The sequence below is a fragment of the Neomoorella carbonis genome (assembly GCF_045278715.1).
GTDB lineage: Bacteria > Bacillota > DSM-521 > Neomoorellales > Neomoorellaceae > Neomoorella > Neomoorella carbonis.
In genome coordinates this window covers 550,124-572,079 of the sequence record NZ_CP136420.1, presented here as the reverse complement: position 1 = coordinate 572,079, position 21,956 = coordinate 550,124, and the positions used below count along the sequence as shown (strand labels likewise).

The window sequence follows — 21,956 nt, the reverse complement described above, 5'->3', positions numbered from 1 at the left end:
TACGCCATTTAGCCTTCCGTTGCAGCAGTTTCTCCTGTCTCCTCTTCGCCGCCTTCCCGGGGAGGTACGGCCACACTGTTCTCTACCAGAAAATCAATGGTCTTTTTAATCATTATATCGTATTTCAGGAAGGACAAGTCGCCCAAATTCTTCCGTACTTCGTCCGGATCCTGGCGGAACATCCGGGCCATTTTCTCAATTTCCGCCTCAAGGTCTTCTTCCGTGGCCGCAATATTTTCAGCCTTGGCAATAGCTTCCAGCACCAGCTCGGTCTTTACATCCCTTTCCGCAGCGGGCTGGAATTCTTTCTTTAAATCATCCATAGTCTTACCATTACTATTTAAGAACTCCTCCAGGGTTATTTTCCTGGCATGCAGGCTACGTTCCAGTTCCCTGAGCCGGGCTTCGATGCGCCGTTTAACCATGACTTCCGGTAAATCCACCGTAGCTGCCTCTACGGCCTTGGCCACCACGGCTTGCCTTACAGCGGCATCTATTTCCTGCCGCCGCCTCTCTTCCAGCCGGCGACGGATATCCTGGCGCAGTTCGGCCAGCGTCTCACACTCGCTGACATCTTTGGCAAATTCATCATCCAGGGGGGCCAGCTCTTTTCGTTTAATGCCCCGGATGGTAACCTGGAAGACGGCTTCCTTGCCTGCCAGGTCTTCTTTGTGGTAGTCGGCAGGGAAGGTAATGGTAATGGTGCGTTCCTCGTTTAGCCGGGCACCCACCAGCTGTTCCTCAAAGCCGGGAACAAAGGTACCCGAACCCAATTCCAGAGTATAATTATTGCCTTCTAAACCTGGATAAGGCTGGCCTTCTACCGTTCCTTTAAAATCAATGACGACAATATCCCCTGCTGCTGCCGGTTCATCTTCGATGTTCTTGAGGGTAGCATAACGCTCCTGCAAGCTTTTCAGGTAGGCGTCGACATCTTCCTCGCTAACTTTTACTTCCGGCCGTTCGACTTCCACGCCCTTGTAGGTGCCCAGTTGGACTTCCGGCTTGACTTCGACTTTGGCCTTGAAGATTAAGGGCTCGCCTTCTTCCACCTTGACTATTTCCACTTCGGGGCGGTCGATGGGTTCCAGCTGGTGCTCGGCTACTGCTTCTTCATAGGCCGGTGGAATAACAATTTCTGCCGCCTCATTATAGATAGGCTCTTTGCCGATATACCGTTCCAGGATAAAACGCGGTGCCTTGCCTTTCCTGAAACCGGGGATGTTCACCCTCTTTACCAGCCGGCGGTAAGCTTGATCCAGGGCTTTCTGTACCCTGGGTGCTTCAACTTCGATTTCCAGAAGTACCTGATGCTTATCTAACTTCTCGACAGTTGCCTTCATTACTTACTTGCTCCTCCCTGCTCCCGACTGCTGGACGCCATTCATTATGACCATCCACTAAGCTTAAAATACTATCACCACTTTTATTTCGCCGTTTTATCTACCTTTTCCTGCCACGCCTACTAAAAAACAAGCTAGTAGAATAACACCTCGGACAGGTAAAAACCCGATCCGAGGTCCCCCCAAGCCAAAAATATGGAGCGGAAGACGGGATTTGAACCCGCGACCCTCGCCTTGGCAAGGCGATGCTCTACCCCTGAGCTACTTCCGCCCGTTATTCAGGCACTACCGCGCTTTCCGTAGCGATATATTAGCAGATAGCTCCGGTTCTGTCAAGTTTTCTGCCCACCGGACTGTGACAATTTAGCGCACCGGCCAGGTTGATTAATGTCCTCGCTATCAACCTTTTGTAAAAGATTGTGAACAAGTATGTCGACCTGGCCTTCGATTAACCTTAATAGATAGTTTTTATAAGTTGCCGGCAAAGTCTTGCGTCGCAGGTAATCGTCCAGGAGGGCTTCCAGTACTTCCAGGTTAACAAGTTTATCCCGGCTGGCCATCAGATAATAACCCCGTTTTATTCATTAATTTACCCCTTCCCGGCAATGATCACATGCACGCAGCAGCCGTTAGTTATAGTTACAAAAATATAGGACGGCCTCCATCGCCAAAGGCCGCCCCTGTCTTAATGCTTAAAAATTACAGCAGCATCAAGGTACCGGCAGCCTGGCGATCTTAGCTTATAAAAAGCCTTAGACCCATGGCTTTGCGTCCCCCCCTTTCGGCGGGGTTTGCCTTGAGCGGTAACCTTGTACGCTATTCGACATTTACGTTTTTTTTCCTGCAAAATATACCATCTTTTTGGGGCAATAAAAAAACAACCCGGTGCAATCCGGGTGTGGTAGGGTATATATATTAAAAAGGAGGTCAGAGGGCTTTGCTCGCGTATATAATAGCACGCCGGCGTTATAATTGTATTAAGCCCTCTTTAAAATTGAATTAAATTTAAACTAAGAATGGATTAAACGCCAGCTTCTGCCGGCTAAAGTTCCTCTATCTACTCACCCCTGGCCAGGCTCTCTAAAAGCTTCACCCGTCCGGCGACGTTGTTGAGGTGCTCCAGCATGGCATTGCGCGCTTCCCGCGGCCTTCTTTTACGAATGTGCTCCAATATTTTCCGGTGTTCGGTCACCACCAGTTCCCGGTGCCAGGGGAAGGTCCTGCCGTACCGTAAACTCAATTGAAAATACTGCCGCAGGATATGCTCGATTGTGGTAGCAGTCTGAATGAAAATAGGATTCTTGGTAGCTAAGGCTATACTGTTATGAAACTGGTAGTCAGGTTCGATGGTGATTTCTCCCCTGGTTATCTCCTCTTCCAGCCTTTTTTCTGCCGCTTCCATGGCGTCAAGGTCAGTTTCCTCGCGCCTTTCGGCGGCCAGGGCAGCGGCCTCGGCTTCCAGCGCCCGGCGAAACTCCACCCAGGAGAGGAGCTGCTCGTACTCGACCTCGTTTAATTGCGCCAGCAGGTCCTCCGGCTCTAAAGGGAAGCGCTTGACAAAAATACCGTTACCGTGTCTTATCTCCAGGATGCCGCTCGAAGCCAGAACAGAAAGGCCTTCCCTTAAAGTAGGAGTACCCACCCCGAACATTTCGCTCAATTCTTGCACGGGCGGCAGCCGGTCCCCTACTTTATACTCACCTTTTTTAATCAACTGGATGATGCGCTCCACCACTTCTTCATACATTTTCTTCTTCCTGATAACAAGCCTGTCTTTCATATTATTCACACACCTATACCAAATGTTCTCCGGCCTCGCTGTCTTATCAACTCACAACTTCTTTTACAAGTACTACTTCAGCGACATAAGCCTGGTTGACAGCACAGCCGCCCGCAGTAACACGGAGGTTTAAGCATTTAAAGTAAGGTCCAGGCGGCTTACAGGCGTGGCCTGGACCTTCCAAAATAACTTCCCGCGTTTAGTGCTTTCTTACCTCAACCTGTGCCAGCTTCTCGTAGAAGCGAATGATGGCCCCGTGGTCGGCGTCTCCCAGACCGTCAATCTTCAAGGCCTGGAGAATTTCCATAACCGTCGCCGTCAGGGGCAGGGGCACCCCTGCTTCATGCCCGGCCGACAGAGCATTGGCCAGGTCTTTGATATGCAAGTTGATCCGGAAACCGGGCTTGAACTGCCCGGCCAGCACCAGGGGCGCCTTGGCGTCCAGCACTGTGCTGCCGGCCAGACCGCCGCGGATAGCCTGGTAGACCAGTTCCGGGTCGACACCGGCTTTGGTGGCCAGGACCAGGGCTTCGGACATGGCGGCGATGTTCAGGGCGACGATGATCTGGTTGGCCAGCTTGGTTACATTGCCGGCGCCTATGTCACCGACGCGGACTACGGAAGAACCCATGGCCTTTAATATATTATAACATTCATCAAAGTCTTCTTGCTTACCTCCGACCATTATCGACAAAGTGCCGTCGATGGCCTTGGGTTCACCGCCGCTCACCGGTGCATCCAGCATGCGCACGCCCTTTTCAGCCAGCTTGCCGGCTATTTCCCTGCTGACCATTGGGTCGATGGAACTCATATCGATCAAGATGGATCCGGGGCGAGCGCCCTCAAGCAAGCCGTCCAGCCCCAGGACAGCCTCCCTGACGTGGGGGGAATTGGGCAGCATGGTGATAAACTTATCGCAGCGTTCGGCAACCTCCCGGCAGGAGGCAGCCGGTTCCGCACCGGCGGCCACTACATCGTCTACTGCTTCTTTAATAATATCATATACTACCAGCTCATAGCCAGCCTTCAGCAGGTTTTTACTCATGGGCTTGCCCATGATGCCCAGTCCTATGAAGCCAATTTTACTCATCTTTTTACCCCTTTCCCTAAGATTTTTGCCAGCTTTTAATACCACCAGGCGCCACCATCTTCAAAGGCGCTGACGCATTGCCAGATTAACCCAGGCTGTATCCGTACGCTGCCACCCAATCTAAAGACCGGCGGGTGTCCGGCACCGGAATGTATTCCAGGGACACATACCCCTTATAACCCAGGTTGTCCAGCTCCCGCAGCAGGAAAGGATAATTAATCTCGCCCGTGCCCGGCTGGTGCCGGCCGGGGTTGTCGGCGATCTGGATGTGGCCGATCTTCGCCAGCTGCTCGCGCAGGATAACCGTCAGATTTCCTTCTTCTTTCTGGGCGTGATAAATGTCGTACTGTAAATAAACATTGGGCATGTCAACCTCGGCAAGTAGTTGCAAAACCTGTCCGGTCGTGTTAAGTAAGAAACCCGGTACGTCGTAATGGTTTAAGGGTTCCACCATGAGGTTTAAACCATATTCTCCCAGAACTCCAGCCGCATAGCGGACGTTGTCTACCAGCGCCTGCCACTGCTCTGCAAAAGTGTAGGCGTCTAACCTCTTGCCGGCAAGGCAGTTCAGCCGCGGCACGCCTAAGGCCCGGGCCCAGGCCACCGCCCGCTTCACCCCTTCACGGAATTCTTCCCTCCGCTGCGGGTTGGCGGCAATGCCGCGTTCGCCGGCGGACCAGTCGCCGGCGGGCAGGTTGAAGAGCACCACCTCAAGGTTGTTTTCTTCCACTGCCCCTTTAACCGCGTCTATGCTCTGTTCATACGGGAAAAGAAACTCCACTGCTTTGAAGCCTGCTTCCTGCGCGGCCTTAAAGCGCTCCAAGAAAGGCACTTCCGTAAACAGCATGGTCAGATTGGCGGCGAATTTTGGCATCCCAAAATTTCCTCCCTGAGCTAAAATTAATTAGAAGTCTACCAACCTATGCTGGATTTATATATCACGGCTAATTTATATTACTAAATAATATTACCTAAAAGCTATCTACGGGAGTAGTCTTCTTTTAAACTATTTCGAAGTTAAATTGAGATCCTTTAGCAATTTGCCGTAGTCAGCATATGCTTTTTGCATAAAGTCACCAAATTCCTCCGGCCCAAGGTACATAATGGGTTGTTGTAACTCGGCCATTGACTTTTTAAAATCGGGATCTTCGGAGATTTTTTTGAAAACGTCAGCCAGGTAAGCGACAACCTCTTTCGGTGTGCCTGCAGGAGCCGCCACGCCTTTGACCGAGCCCCATGTATAAAAATCAATACCCTCTTCTTTTAAAGTGGGCACCTCAGGGAGGGCGGGATCGCGCTCCGGCAAGGCCACAGCTATTGGACGCAGGCGCCCGGCCTTAATATGCGGCATAACCTCCGAAGGATGGCCGCCGCCCATAACGGTCTGGCCGCCTACCAGGGTGGTAAGTGCCTGAGAGCCCCCTGAATGCGGTATGGGTGTCACATTAATACCGGCCACCTTGCCAATACCACGCATCACAATGTCTACAGCACCTGCTGCTGTAGAAACAGCAGCAGTTACAGGTTTATTTTCTTTCTTGGCCCAGTTAATAATATCGCGCAGGGTTTTAAATTGGGAATTGGCCGGTACAGCAACTACCACCGAATGAATGGATAACCTGCTTACTGGAATGAAATCTTTAAATACGTCGTACGGTACTTTCTGGGTCTGAGGCATGACCAAATCTTCCCCTGACCCATAGCCTACCAATAGTGTATACCCGTCTGGCTTAGAACGGGCAACATATTCTCTGCCTTCTACACCACCGCTGCCGCTTTTATTAATGATTAGCACAGGCTGGGAAGAATACTTCGGCCAGACTTTCTCCACCGCCCGCGCCAGCACGTCTGTTGAACCGCCAGCAGCATAGGGAACAATAAGGTTAATGGGCTTGGTTGGGAAATTGGACTTTTGCGCCGTTTCCTTTGTTTCCTTGGTGTCCGGCTGGGAGGTTTTACCACAGCCGTTCAGGAGTAGCGCCGCAATTAACGCTACTACCAGAAAAACAGGTGCCCATCTTATTTTGCGATGCATCATTTTGACCTCCTTTTACATTATCGTTAACTTTAAACAGGACTATTCCCGTAGATAGCCTCCGTATTAAGGTAGTTAAAACCGGAGCTGGCCTCGATATTTAAGATAGCGCTACTCCGTTCGTTCTCTTTACTGAACGAAGTTTCTTTAAAACTTGAGCGGCTACCAGAACAAAAAATATGGCTAACAGGATAGCTGAAATGGGCCTTGTAAGAAAAATAGTCATACTGCCCTGCGACATCAGGAGTGACTGCCGTAGGGAATTTTCAATGATTGGTTCCAGGACAAAGGCCATGGGCAGGGGGCCTGGTTCAAAGTCGAGTTTCCTGAAAAGATAACCCAGGAGGCCAAAGAAGAGAAGGCTATAAATACTGAAGGTATCATTGGCTATACTATAAACACCCACGCTGGTAAACATTACAATTATAGGAGCAAGTATACCAAATGGCACTCTGAGCAATTGCACCCAAAGTCCGACAAGGGGCAGGTTAAGGACTAATAGCATGGCATTACCGATGTACATAGAAGCTATTACACCCCAGAAAACATCTGCATGCTCTTTTACCAGGAAGGGACCGGGTGTTATGCCCTGGATCATTAGGGCAGCAAAGATCATGGCAATAGAAGCGTTAGCAGGTATACCCAGCGTCAACAGGGGAATAAATGAGGCGCTGGAAGCGGCATTGTTGGCTGATTCGGGTCCGGCCACCCCACAAATATGTCCCTGGCCAAATTCTTCTGGATATTTAGAGCATCTCTTTTCCACCGCGTAGGAGGTTAGCGAAGCTACTACCGAACCGCCGCCGGGAAGAATACCGGTAAAAAAGCCTATTATAGAACCGCGAATTATTGCCCATTTTGATTCTGCAATATCTTTGAGGGTAGGAAATGTATTTCCGATCTTTTTAGTGACAACTTCACTTTTTAGGGTTTGTTCGAGGTTATAGAATATTTCCCCCAACCCAAAAACACCCATGGCAAGGGTAACAAAATCAAAGCCGCTCTGCAACCCGATAATACCAAAACTAAACCGGACCTTTCCCGTGACCGGGTCCAGGCCAACGCTGGCCAATAACAGGCCTATGACGAGGGTAATAAGCCCCTTTATGAGGGAAGAACCCGAAAGAAACACAGCTAGTAAAAGCCCTACCAGAGTAAGGGAAAAGTATTCCGGAGGCCCAAAACGCAGAGCGAATTCGGCCAGCGGTGGTGCGACGAAGGTTAGCCCGATGACTCCGACCGTCCCTGCTATAAATGAGCCAATAGCGGCAATACCCAGAGCAGCTCCCGCCCGACCCTTTAAGGCCATTTTATAGCCGTCAATGCACGTAACAACCGAAGCCGCCTCACCGGGCAGGTTCAAGAGAATAGAGGTCGTCGACCCGCCATACATCGCACCGTAATAAATACCAGCCATGAAAATAATAGCTGTCGCCGGTGAACCCATTTTGTAAACGATAGGGAGGAGCAACGATATTGTGGCTGCCGGACCGAGACCTGGCAAGACACCGACCGCTGTTCCCAAAAGGCAGCCCAAAAAGGCGTACAACAAGTTATTGACTGTTACGGCAATTGAAAAACCATTAATTAAACCTTGAAAGATTTCCACATGTTAACCCCCTTTACAAGCCAAGTACTCCCTGGGGGAGAGGTACTCCCAGCCAACGTTCAAAGATAAGATACATAACGATGGTGCCTAATATAGATATGGAAATAGTTTTTACCAATCTTTCTCTTTCGATGATAGCCTGCCAGGTCAAAAAGAATAGCAAAGTAGATAGAAGATACCCCGCCAGTTCCATTATCATCCCGTAAACCAGGACGCTCAGCACTGCTATTAAAGGCTTTATCCATTGCCCCTTTTTCCAAAAGGGAACAGATTCGTCAATAGTTTTTAGATTCTGCAAAACCAGCAAGGAGCTAAAAAATACAAGGGCTAATCCAAACCAAAACGGTAAAAAGCCGGAGTCAGGATGATGAAAATCACCAAGTTTTAGTTCTGTATAGGAATTAATCATGACAGCTATTCCGATAATTATTATGAAAACCCCGGCAATTCTTAAATGCTTTTGCAAAGCCCAAAAACCTCCCTTCTGAAGGTTTATCATTCAAAAAGGTAACCTGGCTTTATTAAGCAATTATTGGTAAAGTCAATAGAGCATCAGGGCTGACAATTATCCTGGCACCAGGATTGTTCCTGAGTTCCATCTTTACCGCTTCCTCTACAGTGCTTGCTGTTTCCAGGTTTAATTGCTTTAGTTTTTCCTTGGGGATCTGGCAATCCGTTATCACAACCCGCGCCTGTTTCAGTATCCAGGCCAGAATCAGCGCTTTTTGATCTCCCGGGGCAAAACCCTTGTTTTTAGCATGTTCGATAATATCATCTGGTCCCCTGGAACCGGCCATCCAGTCTACGTAGCCGGGGTGGCCGAAGCCGTCTTCACAGCTGGCCGGGATGATGATCACCCCGCCTTTTTTCACCACCGGTCGGGGGCCGAAGACAGAAGTGTTGGCCGCCCTGGTAGCCTGGTAGAGATCGCGGTTTTTGGGGTAGCCTACGCCGGCAATGACAATATCTGCCTGGTGATCGATCTCCACCTCATACATAGCCCGCGCTGTTTTAACTCCTTCCAGGAAAGCCGCCACCGGGTCCCCGGCTACCACCCGTACCAATTCTTTATTGCCGGTCTGGACTACATTGACGATAAAGTCCAATCCTATAGCCAGTGTGGCCTCAGTTAAAAAATCCCGGAAAGTGTTGCCTTCAACTACCCCCAAACGGGTTTCGGCCATTACTTGATAATTATGGGTGGCCGCGATTGTCTCCGCCCCCGCCACACCGACGGCCACGCTTTTTACGCCGCCGCTGTAACCTGCCAGGAGGTGGGTTTCGATAACCCCGGTGGAGATTTTAATGTCTGCTGCGGCTACATATTTATTGACTACCAGCGGTATGCCTCTCCGCGATTTGCCTAAATAAACCAGTCCTTCTTTATCCCAGGCGTTGTGGTTGACGAAGTGCAGGCGGGTGACGTTTTCCTCGCCAAACATGTCAACCAGCTCTTCGCGGCTATTGGGCCTGTGGGTCCCGGTAGCCACCACTACGGTAATATCATCCAGGCTGATACCGCCGGCCAGCAGTTCCTCTATTAAAACCGACAGGATAATGTCCTCCGGTAGTTTCCGGGTAATATCGGTAACGATTATTGCCACCTTCTGCCCCGGTTGCACCATAGCCTGCAGACGCCGGCTGCCAATGGGGTTGGCGACAGCCTCCCTTATCGCCCGTTCCGCGTCGGGGAGCACCGGCAGCTTCCGGGACGCAACTACAGTCACATCAACGCCATCTGGTATCTCAAATTCCACCATTTTTTTACCGTTGGGGACGGAATACCTGGCCACAAATAAATTACCCTCCTTGAAGTCGACCTGCCACGTCTATTGTGCTGCAATATAACCCTCTTAAGGCCCAGTGCCCTTCAGATTAGACCTCATTCTTTAAAACTTCCGGGTTAACCACAAATTGTGGCCTTTTACCAGTAAGTACATCTACTACCCCCCGGGCCGCGCCGGTGGCCATCCTGACAACGCATTCCTCCGTTAGGGCGGCGCTGTGGGGCGAAAGGAGGACATTATCAAGTTGCAACAAGGGATTATCATGCCGCGGGGGTTCATCAGCAAAAACATCCAGGGCCGCGCCGGCTATAAGCCCCTCTTTAAGGGCGTAATACAAGGCTTCTTCATCCACCACACCGCCGCGGGAAAAGTTCACCAGGAAGGCCGAAGGCTTCATCAGGGCCAGCCTGGCCTCATTTACCAGGCCCCTGGTCTCAGCCGTTAGGGGGGTGTGAATGGATACCACGTCGGCTTCCCGGAAGACCCGGTCCAGTTCGTGATACAATGTGATGCTATTTCGGGCTGCGACTTCGGGCCGGACATAAGGGTCGTAGGCGATTACCTGCATGTTGAAGGCGGCGATAGCCTTCCTGGCCACCAGCGTCCCAATCCTGCCGATACCTATCAGACCCAGCACTTTGCCGTCCAGGTCCACAGCCTTGTATTCATTCCTCACTTCCCAGTCGCCCCGGCGGGTGGCCCGGTCCATAGGGAGCACTCTCTTGGCCAGGGCACCTATGGCGGTAAGGGTATGCTCCGCAACGGATACTGCGTTGGCATCCGGTGTATTGAGTACCAGGATCCCCCTTTCCGTTGCAGCTTGAATATCAATGTTATCCACGCCCACGCCATGACGGGCAATGACCTTCAGGCTGTCGGCAGCCGCAATTATTTCCCTGGTGAAAGGTGCCGTGCGCACGATAACGCCTTCCACACCTTTGATCTCGCGTTTAACTGTTTCTACCGACGGGTCGGGAGCGACCCGCACCTCAAATCGGTCGTCAAATACCTTGAGGCCGCTTTCGTGGATCGGTTGGACGATCAAGACTTTCTTCTTCATATGACCTTTCGCACCACCCTATGCTTTTACTACGCCCATATCCTGCAGCACCCGGCGCAGGCGAGCCCGGTTTTCTTCCGTCAGGGGACCAACGGGCCGGATGGCTTTACCCGCGTCGATGCCGATCATGTTTAAGGCTTCCTTGATTACCACGGGAAAAGTGCCCAGTTCAAAGGCCAGGCGCAGCGGTGCCAGGCGGTACTGGGCCTCCAGGGCGCGCCGGTGATCGCCAGCCATAAAGGCTTCATAAATTTCTACCACCAGGCGGGGTTCCACGTTGGCCGTGGCCGTAATGGATCCTGTACCGCCGTAGCAGAGGGTGGCATAGATGAGGGTGTCCCGGCCGGCCAGGACAGAAAAATCCATATCCCGCGTGACCCTGATATATTCGGCCGTAAGGGTCATATCGCCGCTGGAATCCTTGATGCCGACAATGTTGTCTACAGCGGCCAGCTCTTTGACGGTTTCTACCGCAATAGGCACCTTGGTCCTGCCCGGATTGGAGTAAAGCAATACCGGCAGGTCGGGGACGGCCCGGGCTATGTCCAGGTAAAACCCGATAACCTCCTTCTGGCTCAGGTTGGTGAAAAAAGGCGTCAGGATGGACACGGCGTCAACACCCAGGTCGCGGGCCATCTTAGTAGTTTCTATAGCTTCCTTCGTTGTCAGGGCCGCCGTGCCGGCGTAAACAGGAACGCGACCGCGGGTTTCATCGATGACTATCTCAATTACCTTTTTCTTTTGCTCAAATGTCAGAGCGAAAAATTCGCCCTGGCTGCCTACCGGGAAAAGGCCATGTACCCCGCCGGCGATTAAATGATTGACCAGCTTGCGCAGCGCGCCCTCATTAATATTACCCCACTCGTCGGTGGGCGTGGCCATGGCCGGGATGATGCCCCTGGGCACAAATTTTGCCATTGTATTTACCCCCATTATTTAGCATTGTAGCTAGCACTTTGAGGCGACATATTCTTTCAATTCGGCAGTATACCTGCGGCCCGTATCCACGATCATGCTGATATCGTTGGAGTAGGCTATCAGCCTCATACCAGCGTCGATCCACCTTTTAGCGCTATCCATGTCATAGACGTGAATGCCCGGCGCCACGCCGTGGTCATTGCAGACGCGGATAAAGCGTTCAAGGGCGGCGGTAATCCGCGGGTCTACTGTCTGGCCAGGTATGCCGTAGGACTGGGTAAGGTCAGCGGGCCCGATAAAGGCTGCATCCACTCCTTCCACGCTTACGAGCCTTTCCAGGTCGCGTATGGCCGTTTCGCTCTCGATCTGGATGACTATTAGCGTCTGCTCGTTGGCCAGCTTAATATAGTCGGCCGTTTTCACCGGAGCAAAGTTGGAATGGGCGCGCCGCAGGGCCATGCCGCGCTCCCCCAGGGGATAATACTTGGTGTACTCAACAATTTTCTTTACTTCTTCTACGCTCTCTACCTGGGGGATTAAGAGCCCCTCCGCCCCGGCATCAAGGGGCCGGGACAGAGCCAAGCGCGACAAACCCGGCGTCCTGACAATTGTCACGATATCAGCGGCTTTGGAGACGGCTATCATGTCGGCCACGGTTTCGATGCTGTAAGAGGAATGTTCCATGTCAATATAGACGAAATCATAGCCGGCCGTAGCCAACATGGTAATAATGCCCGGCCCCCGGACCTCGGAGATCATGGTGCCGATAACTACTTCGCCATTGGCCAGGGCTTTTTTTACTTTGTTCTCCCGCACAAAGGTCAGCTCCTTACCATGAGATCACTTTATTATTTTGTGATTTGATGTGTCTGTCTATTTTATCTATTCGTCATTGATGGCAAAATTCCTTCTTGACCGGAAAAATTTTTTTATTTTATGGCCTGTTATAGGCATAAAAAAAGGAAAGCGGCCGTTGCTTTTACCTGCACGGCCACAGTTCTGTAAAATTTTAACCTATATATTTTGTTAAGGTAATCTCTTTGCTAACTTTCACCCGCCAGAACTGGTACCAGCCTGTGAGAATTTTTCACTACCAGGATGCTGGCCTGGGGACCGTGCTTGGCCAGGGCGTATTCCAGGGCCGCAGCCACAGTGGCCATGGGCTTGATATGCACCCTGCGCGTAATTTCCGGGTCTAACTTCGTTTCAGCAAAGATAACCTCATAGTCGCAGAGGATCTGGGCCGTAGCGTAGGCGCGGTGCATCCCCGGCCGGTCTATTTTTGCCGTCTTTAGTTCCCGCACCACCTCTGCCGGTTTCGCCTTGCTTAAAGAGGCAAACATCGTCTTATTATATATCCCCTCGGCCATGGGAGAAACGACGATTATCGTCCCCCCCTTTTTAACGCAGGGGTACTGGACGCCATTGCCGGCCACTACCCCAAGGGCTTCGGCGGCCACATGGTACAGGTTGTTATCCTTGGGATGGCCGGCAGCAACGATTACGATATCGGCCGGAGCGGGGAAGCGGACTTCATAAACCTTACGTGCCGAACGTTCGATCAGGGTCCGGTGGGCCAGCTCCACCTCGCCGCAAATGATGTCAATAATCTCTTCTTTTTCATTAACTACGGCGTTTATTAACAGATCCAGGCCTGCCAACCGGGCCACATCATAGCCGAACTGGATAAAGGGGTTGCCCTCGACCTTGCCCAGGCCGGTGCGCGGGTCGTCCAGGGTGGCCGGGGTATGGATGCTGCTGATAGTTTCGCTTGCGGAAAGCCCTACGGCTATGGCCTTGCCGCCGCCGCTGTAACCGGCGATGGGGTGCGGTAAAATCGTGCCCAGGGCGATCTTGAGGTCGGCTTCATAAAAATAGCGATTTACTAAGGCCGGATAACCTCCAGAAGTCCGGCCCAGGTCCACCAGGGGGCTAGAATCGGAAAAGTGATTGATGACGCGCACGCTGTTAACTTTGTCCCCCACCATGGCGGCAATTTCTTCCGTAGTCGCCGGCCGGTGGGAGCCCGTACCCACAATAACCGTGATGTCTTCGTCTTTAATTCCCGCTTCGTTTAGTTCCTCAAATACTACCGGCAGGATCCATTTCTCAATATTGGGCCGGGAAGCGTCGGAAATGGCAATGCTAACTTTCATACCCTGGCGGGCCAGTTCACCGAGAGGCTTGGCACCGACGGGGCAGGCTAAAGCATCTTTGATTGCCACGTCCACATCAATTGATGGCATCGATGATGGCGGTTCCAGGATACCAATGATATTTTGTTCCGGGACTTCAATGGATAGAAAACTGGATCCGTATGGCATTTGAATTTCCATAGACTTATCACCATTACCCCTTAGAATAATGAGTTTGTCTTGATACACGATCTTTACTCAGTTGATAAATGCTAAAGTAGTTATCAACATTAAGAAGCTTGTGTCAGTCTCTTTATAACTATGCGCTCTCAGCACTAAAATTCCTGCTGTTGATTTATTTTTTAGCAAAAAATTAGTAACCGGGCAGCCCTGGCAGGCGCAATAAAAAAGCTGCCCGGCGGCAGCTTGGTTAACGAGGGTTAATTGGTAAAATCAAGATGCGATGGAAGCTTTTGTAGGAAAGAAGCGAAGATGCTAAGGCCTTTCCGGGCCTCCGGCTTGTTTAATTGCCGCAACAGGCTCAATACGCTTTGCGGGGATTTATCCTTATTCTCTTTAATGGCCTCTTGCATAGCGGCGATCATACCCGTCACGAGCCTGTCTCCCTGAAGCATTTGTATCCGGTCCAACATGGATAAAGCATTAACAGCCTGCTGTAAAATCCCCGTGACCACGCCGGCTGTTAAGGAATCCTTCATAGCCTGGGCCATTCTCCCAAGCTCCAGCAAGGTAGTCATCGTCCCCGTTTCCTGCAGCTCTCTTATTTCTGCGACTAAGCTGCGGAGGTTGCTGCCGGCCCTGGCTACCTCCCGGAAGAGTTCCAGCATTTCCGGGCGGTTGAATTCATCGACCACTTCACCAAGCCGGGCTAAATTGGCAGCTATATTCTGGACGACTGAAGGCTCCAGGGAGTCCATACCAGCGCTGATTAGGCCTAAAATTTCCCGGGAGCGTTCAGGTAGTTCCGGCTCTATACTAGTAGACCCCGTGATTTTCCTGGCAGGTTGGGCCATCCTTCCTTCCCCCCTTATAAAATCCCCCGGGCAGATAACCAGTACATTTCATTGTAAGAGAGCTTGAACCAGTGCAGCATCTCTGAAGGCGGCACCGGCTGCGGCGGTTGCTTATAATTGAAGGTGATATAAGTGGCCTCATTTAACCCGGTCTCAATGAAACAAAACGCCTTACCATTATAACGATGGGTGGGCGGCAACCCCTTTAATTCACTAATCAAATTTTTAACGACTACGTCAGCTTCATAGTGGGCGGTTGAACCAGCTTTGCTGACAGGCAGGTCAGTGGCATCGCCGATCACATAGACACAATCCTGCCCTTCCATCTTTAAACTGTAACGATCGGTGGGGATAAAGCCGTCTTCATCGCCCAGACCAGACTCGCTAATGACTCTGGCCCCCCGGTGGGCCGGGATCGCAATCAGCAAATCATAGGGGTGCTCGGAACCGTCCATGTTGTAGGCAATTCTCTTTTCGGGGTCAACCCTTTCCAGGTTAAAAAAGGTTTCATATTCAATATCGCGCTTTGTGAATTCTTTCACAGCCCATTCAGCGACGGGCTCCAGGGAATGAACGCGGCCGATAGGGTAAGTGTACTTTAGTTGCACTTTGTTGCGGATACCGGCTTCCCGGTAGTAATCATCGGCCATAAAAATAAACTCCAGGGGTGCCACCGGGCACTTATGGGGTACGTCGATGGTCACCAGCAGGGTGCCGCCCTGGAAATTCAATATTTCATGACGTAACTTCTCCGCGCCTTCCGGTGTATAGAAGGTGTGGCCGCCTGCCGCCAGGCCGGGTACTGAATCCATGTCGGGGTATGACCCCGTGGCTATAACCAGAAAGTCGTAGTCAAATGACTGCTTGCCGGTAATAACCCTTTTCCTGTCAACATCTATACGGCGCGCTGCGTCCATAACGAAATTTACCTTGGGATGCAGCAAATATCTCTCTTCCCTGGTAAACTGCTCCAGGAAGCCTTCATTGAAAGCCATGAACAGAAAGCCCGGCTGGTAAATATGCCGGCGGGTATCACCAATCAATACTATTTCCAGCTCGCCGTTATAAACTTCATTTTCCATAGATTTTGCCAGCCGGTTGGCCACCATGGTGCCGGCCACGCCGCCGCCGACAATGATAATGCGCCTGCTCATCGTACGACACTCCCTTGAAAATACAGCCGTAAGCTTATAGTAAAAGACTAGTCGGAGCGGGCGCAGGGAATTAAACTTTAGTTACCTGCGCCCCCTCCGGTCGTTAACATCCGGCCAGCAGTTATTTTGTTTTCCTGACAGCAATGCGCCAGAAATCCCCGTCTTCCCGGCAGTAGACAAGCTCGTGTCCCATTTTGTTCACCCATTCCGGTACATCTTTGGCCGAGCCGTTATCACTGGACAACAATTCATATACGTCCCCTATTTGACCGCGCTTAATCGCCTTTACCAGTTCCATCAACGGTCCGGGACAATAAGATCCCCGGGCATCTATGGTTTTGGTGATATTAACTTCAACCATGTTATCCCTCCAAGTTAACTTACATTACAATGACCTGGCTGCCGGCTGCTTTACCCAGAAATGCCGTAACGCCGATTACGTCGTCAAAAATATCGATGAGATCTTCCTTCTTCCACTCCATCAAATCCATGGCCATGGCGCAGCCGTATACCTTGAGGTTACCCATGTCTTTTGCATTTTCCAGCAGTTGGTAAAAAAGGTCCACATTTTTATTGAGCATTTCCCGGCCTATCTCACCGGCGGTTTTAAACTCCCTGGCACTGATTACATCTTTGCGAAAAGCCTTTAACGCCTCCATAGTTACGAAAACGTTGACTTCCATCCCCGACATGGAAGCGACTGAGCTTACCAGGCAACCTGCTTGTAACTTTTCCAGTTCTCCCGAGAGGAGGATGACGGACAGTTTGGGTTGTTCCATGGATAATTCTCCTTTCAATTTTGTTTATACCCGGTCTTGAACTAGTTGTTATTTTTGCAAACTGCCTTTTGAAGCCGCCTGCTTACCACCTCCAATAAAATAATATTCGCCAGCAAAGAAAAATTTCCTCCCATGCTTTAAATTTTTTTCGCAAAAAATATTTATTGCGAAGAACAGGGTAAAAAAAATTACTCCAGCTGGGCCTGTTTAAATACCTCTATAAATTTCAAGAGAAAGCGCAGCTGTTTGTCATTTAAATAACAGATCTGCCTGAGTACTGCCTGCACGTTCTCGTTCAGCAGCAGTTCCCTTAAATCCGGACCCATGGAAGCCAGCATTTCTTCCAGCTGGTCACGGGCTACAAGCAGATAGCAAGGGGAAATTCCCAGGGCCCTGGCTATTTTTTCAATGGTATTAAGGGAAGGCTGCACTTTCCCTGCTTCAATCTGCCCGATCAAAGCCGGCGATAGACCGGCCTGGGCAGCCAGGGCGCTCTGGGTAAGCCCCAGGGATTCGCGGACATCTTTGAGTTTTTTACCGATCCAGTTTTCTGTATGGCTTACCAGCAGGGACAGAGGAACTTCTAGTGCTGCAGCAATTCTGTTCAAAGTATCGGCGGCAGGGTGCAGGACACCCCTTTCAATTTCGCTTAAATATGTGAAAGAAATACCTGTTTTCGCGCTCAGTTCCTTGAGGGAATACCCTTTTTCCTGGCGCACCATCCGGATTTTATCTCCCAGGCTGACACTGTTTTCGGCGGGTATAAGGGTTTCCCTGGGAATATTGAGGGCAGTGCAAATTTTATCCAGGGTTTTGAGGGAGGGACGCTTATGCCCTCTTTCGATTTCACTTAAATATGAAGGGGAAATCCCCGCCCTGCCAGCCAGGTCGTCCAGGGTATAACCCCTTTCTTCACGGAAATGCCTGATGGTAGAACCTATTTCCATCGTAATTGCTCCTTTGGTGGTAACCGCCTTAGATTTTTTGCCAAACCTCATATAAGAGATCCGTTTAAGCCTCAAAAGAAGTTATTCCATTTTACGCTAATAACCTCTCGGATCTTATGCGTTCATTTTAACCTTACGCAAATATTATATTGCAATCTGGGAAATAAACAATATAGCAAAGCACATAGGGAACCAAGGGTCATCTGCACAGCGGTATAATCCTGTTCCCAGAAGAACTGGGCGTGGGTAATCAGGCGCGAGGCGTCGTCGATAAAGGCGATAAGGTAAGGGCCGTACATGATATCCCCCTGTCAGAGATCATTCGCCCACTGTTAGGAAAAGTACTTGATTTCCTTTTCCCCGGCATCGGCCGCGGAAGATACCGCCAAGCCGGGCGCAAAAAACACGCCTGGTTGGACCGGCCTTACGCCCAATTGAAAAATCGTTTCAGGGAAAAAGCCATCTTCCAGGCGACATCCCTAACTGTCCCAAAAATATGATATAATTACATCTGGAAGAAGGTGTTCCTGTGCCGGAAAATGAATGGAAACCCCGGCCTTCCCACCACCCCCACGACAAGGGTTACAGGCAGCTCCTGGCCGACAAAAGGGTGTTCCTTGAACTGCTGAAGACCCTGTTTGATGTCAATCGCTACAGCGAAGAAGACCTTATCAAAGCTGCCAATGTAATCGCTAGCATATTTTTACTGGACCAAAAAGCCAGGCCGGAAACGCTAGTAATGCGCCTCCAAAAACTGGCTGGAGCAATAAAGACCATGACTCCCGATGAGTTCCGTCATATAACAACCTGGCTGAAACACATTATCAAACCTAAAATGCCTCCCGGCGTACAGGCAAAAGTGGACTCCATCCTGGATGCCAACAATCCCATGGAGGTGGAACAGATGATTAGCAACCTGGAAATGGCTCTGGATGAAATGAAGCAAGAAACTCTATTGCAAGGAAAGTTAGAAGGAAAGTTAGAAGTAGCCAAAAACTTACTCCTGCTTAACGTCGACGTCAACACCATTATCAGAGCCACGGGGCTGAATCTGGAAGAGATAAATACCCTCAGAAGACAACTGGAACATTAATCTTTTCTAGGTTCTTGACTATTGCCGGCAACATCCCCCTGGAGTTTGCCATGAGTTAGGCGGCCCATGCCACTCACCCCAAATCCTGGCGGCAAAGGGGAAGAACCTGGACCCCCGCCCTTACCTGAAGGCTCTAGAACGAAAACGAAAGCCGCGCAAGTCTATTGCGCATAGGTAAAGAAAAAATCCGGGCTTTAAACCCGGAAAGCCTTGATTTTATTTTATTAGGGTTTGGTGCGGGCGAGAGGACTTGAACCTCCACGGGTGAGCCCCACCAGATCCTAAGTCTGGCGCGTCTGCCGTTCCGCCACGCCCGCAAAAAAAATGGTGAGCCATCGGGGAGTCGAACCCCGGACACCCTGATTAAAAGTCAGGTGCTCTACCTACTGAGCTAATGGCTCATATATACTGGCTGGGGCGGCTGGATTCGAACCAACGAAATGACGGATCCAAAGTCCGTTGCCTTACCGCTTGGCTACGCCCCAGCATGGATAAAAAAATGGGGTGGGAGATGGGACTCGAACCCACGACCCCCAGGGCCACAACCTGGTGCTCTAACCAACTGAGCTACACCCACCATATCTTCCTAATCTTTTTTGGCGCGCCTGGCAGGGTTCGAACCTGCGGCCCGCGGCTTAGAAGGCCGCTGCTCTATCCAGCTGAGCTACAGGCGCTTGATGCTGGAGCGGGTGATGGGAATCGAACCCACGCAACCAGCTTGGAAGGCTGGGGCTCTACCATTGAGCTACACCCGCGCGCAAAGCATATTATACCGTAAAAAATGCTCGAAGTCAAAAACAGTTTTTGCCACTAACGGGCAAATTCATTAATATTTTTCCCCTGCGGGGCAATATTTATTATAATCGGCCCTTAGCGCCGTGCAGGACCCGCTTGAGCCGGCTCTTATGGTCAAATCTTTTATCCCCCTGCTTTATCGCCCGGCCACAGTCGGCTTAAAACCGGCCAGAGGTGCTGTACAGCCCGGGCGCGGTGGCTGAAGTTGTTTTTTATCTCCTCCCCAAGTTCGGCGAGGGTTTTACCATATTCAGGCAAATAAAACAGGGGGTCATACCCGAAACCATAATCACCTTTTGGTTCATAAGCAATGAAGCCCTCCACTGTGCCTTCAGCCAGGTAAATGTCCCCTCCCGGAACAACAAGGGCCAGGGCACAGCGAAAACGGGCCGTACGCTTTTCCCAAGGCACACCGGCTAAAAGCTGGAGCAGTTTAATGTTATTACGCCGGTCATCGGTTGGTTCGCCGGCAAAGCGTGCGGAGTAAACCCCTGGTGCCCCTTTAAGGAAATCTACTTCCAGGCCGGAATCATCCCCCAGGGACGGCAGCCCGGTGCTTTCTGCCACTATCCGCGCCTTCAGAGTGGCATTTTCGGCAAAGGTATTGCCTGTTTCCTCGGGAAGGGCCAAACCGGGAAAATCCTTTAAAGTCGCCACAGCAACATCCAGTCCCCGCAGGAGCTCCCGAAATTCCCTGGCCTTCCCTTCGTTGCCTGTAGCTACAACAATCCTACTCATGGCCTGTCCCCACCTGGTCCGCCAGGGGCCCCAGGACCTGGCGCTGGATAGCAATCAACCGCGCTATCCCTTCCCCGGCCAGATCGAGCATGGCGGCCATTTCCTCCCGGCTGAAGGGTTGTTTTTCCGCTGTTCCCTGGATCTCTACCAGCTGCCCGGAACCGGTCATAACTACATTCATATCAATACTGGCATGGGAATCTTCCTCAAAGTCCAGGTCCAACAGCAGCTCGCCTTCAACGAGCCCTACACTGACGGCCGCCAGGAAATCCTGGAGGGGCAGCCGGGGTATGGTCCCGGCCGCCACCAGGCCGGCCAGGGCGTCGGCCATGGCTACGAAACTGCCGGTAATGGCTGCCGTCCGGGTACCGCCGTCGGCCTGGAGGACGTCGCAATCAAGCCAGATGGTTCTTTCACCTAAAACCGCCGTATCGACGACGCTGCGTAACGCCCGGCCGATCAGGCGCTGGATTTCCTGGGTGCGGCCGCTGAGGCGGCCCCGGGTCGCTTCCCGCACAGTCCGCTCCCGGGTCGACCGCGGTAGCAGGGCATATTCGGCCGTAACCCATCCCCTGCCGCTGTTGCGTAAAAAGGGTGGCACTTTTTCCTCCACGGTGGCACTGCAGATGACCCGCGTGTCACCTATGCTGATCAGGGCCGAACCCTCAGCGTACTTAAGATAATGTCGTTCTATCGTCACCGGGCGCAACTCCCGCGGACTACGCCCCTTTATTCTGGTCAAGGCCATGGTTGCTACTCCTTAATCCAGTTTCAGTTTCCTGGTGCTTTTAAGCTCCGGCCAGCCCACCAACTGCATCCCCACATTACTGAATGCTTGGGCATCACCGCTGACAAAAAAACTGTGGGCCTGGGAGCAGTGGGCGCCCCTCAGGCCGCCGCCCGCGGCCAGCACCTCCTTTAATTCCCGCACCGTAGCTGCCGCCGGATCGATTAGAGTTACCCCCGGGCCGGCCACTTCCTGGATAACTGGAGCCAGGAAGGGATAATGGGTACACCCCAGTATCAAGGTATCAATTCCCGCCTCAACCATAGGTTTCACATACTCCGCCACTGCTGCCTCTACCTCGGGACCGGAAACCAGCCCGGCCTCTACCATGGGTACCAGTTTGGGACACGCCCGGGTAAAAACCTGGACTTCCCGGGAACGGGCGAGGAGGGCTGCCCGGTGGGCATTGCTGGCGATAGTGGCTTCGGTGGCAATGACGCCGATGCGGCCATTTCGTGTGGCCCGCAGGGCTTCTATGACTCCAGGTTCAATTACGCCGACAATCGGGACATGGTACTTTTTTTGCAGGTAAGGCAGGGCCACGGCGGAGGTAGTGTTGCAGGCATCAACAATGGCCTTAGCTCCTTGCGCAATTAGAAAGCCGACTATGGCATCGGCAAAACCTATCAGCTCGTCTACAGTTCGGGAACCATAGGGTACATGGGCCGTATCACCATAATAAATAATTGTCTCAGCCGGCAGTTGCCGGGTAATTTCCCGGGCTACCGTCAAACCCCCAACTCCGGAATCAAAAACTCCCACTGGCTGGACGGGCTGCACCGCCCTCAACTCCTTATCAAGGTCCTTATCTTTAAAAAGAGCAGTACTCCATATTATATGCTTGCAGTTTAACTGTTAATGTCTATATTCCC

At 51.5% G+C, this 21,956-nt stretch carries 23 protein-coding genes, 7 tRNA genes and 1 riboswitch; of the genes, 2 read left to right on the top strand and 28 right to left on the bottom strand.

Features of this window, described 5'->3' with window-relative positions:
• Positions 1–8: 8 nt before the first annotated feature.
• The 19 genes from tig to MCACP_RS02760 all read right to left on the bottom strand — a co-directional run bounded on the left by tig (position 9) and on the right by MCACP_RS02760 (position 17,671).
• Positions 9–1,343, bottom strand: coding sequence for a trigger factor (gene tig, locus MCACP_RS02850; protein WP_406677886.1), 1,335 nt, complete (start codon positions 1,341–1,343; stop codon positions 9–11).
• 196 nt (positions 1,344–1,539) lie between these two features.
• Positions 1,540–1,614 (bottom strand) — tRNA-Gly (locus MCACP_RS02845).
• 61 nt (positions 1,615–1,675) lie between these two features.
• Complete coding sequence (locus tag MCACP_RS02840) at positions 1,676–1,903, bottom strand: hypothetical protein (protein ID WP_406677885.1); 228 nt, start codon at positions 1,901–1,903, stop codon at positions 1,676–1,678.
• 157 nt (positions 1,904–2,060) lie between these two features.
• Positions 2,061–2,149, bottom strand: a riboswitch (cyclic di-GMP riboswitch).
• Positions 2,150–2,400: 251 nt separating this feature from the next.
• The gene (locus tag MCACP_RS02835) at positions 2,401–3,123 is read right to left on the bottom strand and encodes a FadR/GntR family transcriptional regulator (RefSeq protein ID WP_406677884.1); all 723 of its coding nucleotides are present in this window, start codon (positions 3,121–3,123) and stop codon (positions 2,401–2,403) included.
• Positions 3,124–3,322: 199 nt separating this feature from the next.
• Positions 3,323–4,213 carry a 2-hydroxy-3-oxopropionate reductase gene (gene garR / locus MCACP_RS02830; protein ID WP_406677883.1) on the bottom strand — a complete coding sequence of 297 codons (891 nt, stop codon included), beginning with the start codon at positions 4,211–4,213 and terminating at the stop codon, positions 3,323–3,325.
• Positions 4,214–4,298: 85 nt separating this feature from the next.
• On the bottom strand, positions 4,299–5,087 hold the full coding sequence (hyi, locus tag MCACP_RS02825) for a hydroxypyruvate isomerase (RefSeq protein WP_406677882.1): 789 nt from the start codon (positions 5,085–5,087) through the stop codon (positions 4,299–4,301).
• Between the two features lie 132 nt (positions 5,088–5,219).
• Positions 5,220–6,044 (bottom strand): tripartite tricarboxylate transporter substrate binding protein, encoded by an 825-nt coding sequence (locus tag MCACP_RS02820; protein ID WP_406677881.1) that lies wholly within the window; start codon positions 6,042–6,044, stop codon positions 5,220–5,222.
• Between the two features lie 304 nt (positions 6,045–6,348).
• The gene (locus MCACP_RS02815; protein ID WP_406677880.1) at positions 6,349–7,857 is read right to left on the bottom strand and encodes a tripartite tricarboxylate transporter permease; all 1,509 of its coding nucleotides are present in this window, start codon (positions 7,855–7,857) and stop codon (positions 6,349–6,351) included.
• Between the two features lie 13 nt (positions 7,858–7,870).
• Positions 7,871–8,323: a tripartite tricarboxylate transporter TctB family protein gene (locus tag MCACP_RS02810; RefSeq protein ID WP_406677879.1), complete on the bottom strand. Its 453-nt coding sequence runs from the start codon at positions 8,321–8,323 to the stop codon at positions 7,871–7,873.
• A 55-nt stretch (positions 8,324–8,378) separates the two neighbouring features.
• On the bottom strand, positions 8,379–9,650 hold the full coding sequence (larA, locus tag MCACP_RS02805) for a nickel-dependent lactate racemase (protein ID WP_406677878.1): 1,272 nt from the start codon (positions 9,648–9,650) through the stop codon (positions 8,379–8,381).
• 82 nt (positions 9,651–9,732) lie between these two features.
• A complete protein-coding gene (locus tag MCACP_RS02800; RefSeq protein WP_406677877.1) occupies positions 9,733–10,704 on the bottom strand; it encodes a hydroxyacid dehydrogenase in 972 nt (323 codons plus the stop codon).
• Positions 10,705–10,722: 18 nt separating this feature from the next.
• Complete coding sequence (dapA, locus tag MCACP_RS02795; RefSeq protein ID WP_406677876.1) at positions 10,723–11,622, bottom strand: 4-hydroxy-tetrahydrodipicolinate synthase; 900 nt, start codon at positions 11,620–11,622, stop codon at positions 10,723–10,725.
• Between the two features lie 30 nt (positions 11,623–11,652).
• Positions 11,653–12,438 carry an HpcH/HpaI aldolase family protein gene (locus MCACP_RS02790; RefSeq protein WP_406677875.1) on the bottom strand — a complete coding sequence of 262 codons (786 nt, stop codon included), beginning with the start codon at positions 12,436–12,438 and terminating at the stop codon, positions 11,653–11,655.
• A 227-nt stretch (positions 12,439–12,665) separates the two neighbouring features.
• On the bottom strand, positions 12,666–13,946 hold the full coding sequence (larA, locus tag MCACP_RS02785; protein ID WP_406677874.1) for a nickel-dependent lactate racemase: 1,281 nt from the start codon (positions 13,944–13,946) through the stop codon (positions 12,666–12,668).
• A gap of 251 nt (positions 13,947–14,197) precedes the next feature.
• Positions 14,198–14,791 (bottom strand): DUF1641 domain-containing protein, encoded by a 594-nt coding sequence (locus MCACP_RS02780; RefSeq protein WP_406677873.1) that lies wholly within the window; start codon positions 14,789–14,791, stop codon positions 14,198–14,200.
• 14 nt (positions 14,792–14,805) lie between these two features.
• Complete coding sequence (locus MCACP_RS02775) at positions 14,806–15,945, bottom strand: NAD(P)/FAD-dependent oxidoreductase (RefSeq protein WP_406677872.1); 1,140 nt, start codon at positions 15,943–15,945, stop codon at positions 14,806–14,808.
• Between the two features lie 121 nt (positions 15,946–16,066).
• Complete coding sequence (locus tag MCACP_RS02770; RefSeq protein WP_406677871.1) at positions 16,067–16,306, bottom strand: sulfurtransferase TusA family protein; 240 nt, start codon at positions 16,304–16,306, stop codon at positions 16,067–16,069.
• Positions 16,307–16,325: 19 nt separating this feature from the next.
• Positions 16,326–16,724, bottom strand: a complete 399-nt coding sequence (locus tag MCACP_RS02765) for a DsrE/DsrF/DrsH-like family protein (RefSeq protein ID WP_406677870.1) — start codon at positions 16,722–16,724, stop codon at positions 16,326–16,328.
• A 188-nt stretch (positions 16,725–16,912) separates the two neighbouring features.
• Positions 16,913–17,671: a helix-turn-helix domain-containing protein gene (locus MCACP_RS02760; protein ID WP_406677869.1), complete on the bottom strand. Its 759-nt coding sequence runs from the start codon at positions 17,669–17,671 to the stop codon at positions 16,913–16,915.
• Between the two features lie 242 nt (positions 17,672–17,913).
• On the opposite strand from MCACP_RS02760, the gene MCACP_RS02755 reads away from it, so the two are divergent.
• Positions 17,914–18,171, top strand: coding sequence for a hypothetical protein (locus tag MCACP_RS02755; RefSeq protein WP_406677868.1), 258 nt, complete (start codon positions 17,914–17,916; stop codon positions 18,169–18,171).
• Between the two features lie 29 nt (positions 18,172–18,200).
• Positions 18,201–18,764, top strand: a complete 564-nt coding sequence (locus MCACP_RS02750) for a hypothetical protein (protein WP_406677866.1) — start codon at positions 18,201–18,203, stop codon at positions 18,762–18,764.
• A gap of 232 nt (positions 18,765–18,996) precedes the next feature.
• Here MCACP_RS02750 and MCACP_RS02745 read toward each other — a convergent pair.
• The 9 genes from MCACP_RS02745 to murI all read right to left on the bottom strand — a co-directional run bounded on the left by MCACP_RS02745 (position 18,997) and on the right by murI (position 21,864).
• A tRNA-Leu gene (locus MCACP_RS02745) sits at positions 18,997–19,081 on the bottom strand.
• 8 nt (positions 19,082–19,089) lie between these two features.
• Positions 19,090–19,165: transfer RNA gene (locus tag MCACP_RS02740), tRNA-Lys, on the bottom strand.
• A gap of 8 nt (positions 19,166–19,173) precedes the next feature.
• Positions 19,174–19,249, bottom strand: a tRNA-Gln gene (locus MCACP_RS02735).
• A gap of 15 nt (positions 19,250–19,264) precedes the next feature.
• Positions 19,265–19,341, bottom strand: a tRNA-His gene (locus MCACP_RS02730).
• 20 nt (positions 19,342–19,361) lie between these two features.
• Positions 19,362–19,438: transfer RNA gene (locus tag MCACP_RS02725), tRNA-Arg, on the bottom strand.
• 7 nt (positions 19,439–19,445) lie between these two features.
• A tRNA-Gly gene (locus MCACP_RS02720) sits at positions 19,446–19,519 on the bottom strand.
• 163 nt (positions 19,520–19,682) lie between these two features.
• On the bottom strand, positions 19,683–20,297 hold the full coding sequence (locus MCACP_RS02715; RefSeq protein ID WP_406677865.1) for an XTP/dITP diphosphatase: 615 nt from the start codon (positions 20,295–20,297) through the stop codon (positions 19,683–19,685).
• The gene (gene rph, locus MCACP_RS02710) at positions 20,290–21,039 is read right to left on the bottom strand and encodes a ribonuclease PH (RefSeq protein WP_406678662.1); all 750 of its coding nucleotides are present in this window, start codon (positions 21,037–21,039) and stop codon (positions 20,290–20,292) included. Before rph ends, MCACP_RS02715 begins: the two co-directional genes overlap by 8 nt.
• Before the next feature lie 18 nt (positions 21,040–21,057).
• Positions 21,058–21,864: a glutamate racemase gene (murI, locus tag MCACP_RS02705; RefSeq protein WP_406677864.1), complete on the bottom strand. Its 807-nt coding sequence runs from the start codon at positions 21,862–21,864 to the stop codon at positions 21,058–21,060.
• Positions 21,865–21,956 lie beyond the last annotated feature (92 nt).

Bases quoted from the DNA above. Each gene is read 5' to 3' on its own strand.
- dapA (WP_406677876.1), bottom strand. From the start codon at position 11,622: ATGGCAAAATTTGTGCCCAGGGGCATCATCCCGGCCATGGCCACGCCC.
- hyi (WP_406677882.1), bottom strand. From the start codon at position 5,087: ATGCCAAAATTCGCCGCCAATCTGACCATGCTGTTTACGGAAGTGCCT.
- MCACP_RS02840 (WP_406677885.1), bottom strand. From the start codon at position 1,903: ATGGCCAGCCGGGATAAACTTGTTAACCTGGAAGTACTGGAAGCCCTC.
- MCACP_RS02780 (WP_406677873.1), bottom strand. From the start codon at position 14,791: ATGGCCCAACCTGCCAGGAAAATCACGGGGTCTACTAGTATAGAGCCG.
- MCACP_RS02760 (WP_406677869.1), bottom strand. From the start codon at position 17,671: ATGGAAATAGGTTCTACCATCAGGCATTTCCGTGAAGAAAGGGGTTAT.
- MCACP_RS02835 (WP_406677884.1), bottom strand. From the start codon at position 3,123: ATGAAAGACAGGCTTGTTATCAGGAAGAAGAAAATGTATGAAGAAGTG.
- garR (WP_406677883.1), bottom strand. From the start codon at position 4,213: ATGAGTAAAATTGGCTTCATAGGACTGGGCATCATGGGCAAGCCCATG.
- MCACP_RS02715 (WP_406677865.1), bottom strand. From the start codon at position 20,297: ATGAGTAGGATTGTTGTAGCTACAGGCAACGAAGGGAAGGCCAGGGAA.
- MCACP_RS02800 (WP_406677877.1), bottom strand. From the start codon at position 10,704: ATGAAGAAGAAAGTCTTGATCGTCCAACCGATCCACGAAAGCGGCCTC.
- MCACP_RS02770 (WP_406677871.1), bottom strand. From the start codon at position 16,306: ATGGTTGAAGTTAATATCACCAAAACCATAGATGCCCGGGGATCTTAT.
- MCACP_RS02775 (WP_406677872.1), bottom strand. From the start codon at position 15,945: ATGAGCAGGCGCATTATCATTGTCGGCGGCGGCGTGGCCGGCACCATG.
- larA (WP_406677874.1), bottom strand. From the start codon at position 13,946: ATGCCATACGGATCCAGTTTTCTATCCATTGAAGTCCCGGAACAAAAT.
- MCACP_RS02765 (WP_406677870.1), bottom strand. From the start codon at position 16,724: ATGGAACAACCCAAACTGTCCGTCATCCTCCTCTCGGGAGAACTGGAA.
- tig (WP_406677886.1), bottom strand. From the start codon at position 1,343: ATGAAGGCAACTGTCGAGAAGTTAGATAAGCATCAGGTACTTCTGGAA.